The organism is Psychrobacter sp. 1Y4, assembly GCF_051847555.1.
This window is the reverse complement of sequence record NZ_JBPYDE010000246.1, coordinates 1-925: the sequence shown is the minus strand read 5'-3', so window position 1 is coordinate 925 and position 925 is coordinate 1. Positions and strand designations below refer to the sequence as shown.

At 39.1% G+C, this 925-nt stretch carries 1 pseudogene; it reads right to left on the bottom strand.

The window, feature by feature from the left end:
- Positions 1 to 603: 603 nt before the first annotated feature.
- A pseudogene (locus ACS8FC_RS15540) lies at positions 604 to 925 on the bottom strand (acyl-CoA dehydrogenase); the annotation flags it as partial.

The window sequence follows — 925 nt, the reverse complement described above, 5'->3', positions numbered from 1 at the left end:
AACGAAGCTGCCTTCGCCATTTAATCCTGAGTAGTTTAAAAATAGACCCAGTATGATACCGAGCACCATGGCAACGATAATCTTGCCTGTCAGTCCCATGTTTTTCCACATATCCGTATCCTTTGTGTGCATAACAGCGCTATAGTCAGCGTCACCCAAATCTATGTGACCGTGTTTACCAATCTAACTATAATGCGTGTTATGACTATTAAGTTCTTGTGATTGTCGCTTGATGTCACATTTTCGAGGACAATATAAAAGAATAGTTAAGGGCACTGCAAGATTTTTTTTATCATTTTATTCCAAGAGAACAATCCCTGTCACAACTATGTGCCCATAAAATAGTGATTATTTATTGTAAACGGTTTGTTTCTGATATGAAACAATATATTCATGAAAGAGTTTTTAGGGTAAATGGATATATCAAACTATTGATATTAAACCAGTGTTATCACTTTGATGTCATAAAATACGTTTACATTTTGGCAATTCCAAAAAAAGCCAGACTGTCGCGTGTGGGCAGTCTGACTTTTGAATTTTTATATTTATCGTCATGAATAATTACGATACTCATGAGTTTACGCGTTTGAATTGACCTTTTAGTTATACCTTGTCATCTTCTTCACGTTCGCGCGGCAGATGCGTCTGATCATCTGAGGTTTGGAGGTGTTTATCACTTGCGCTTTCGTCGATCTCATCAGGTGGAACAATGTGGCGACTGTGGTTGTTACTCATACGCTCATTGAGGTGTGACTCTGCATCACGGTAGCGATGATCAAGCGCTTCGGCTTCAGGATTTGATTTCTCAAAATTCGCCTGTGACTTGATTTCTTTCACAGTATCTTGCTCACTGACCATTTCTACATCACCATCGCTCTCATAGCCGTGATTGGGATTGGCATCACCAGTCTGTGGTTCTGTATTT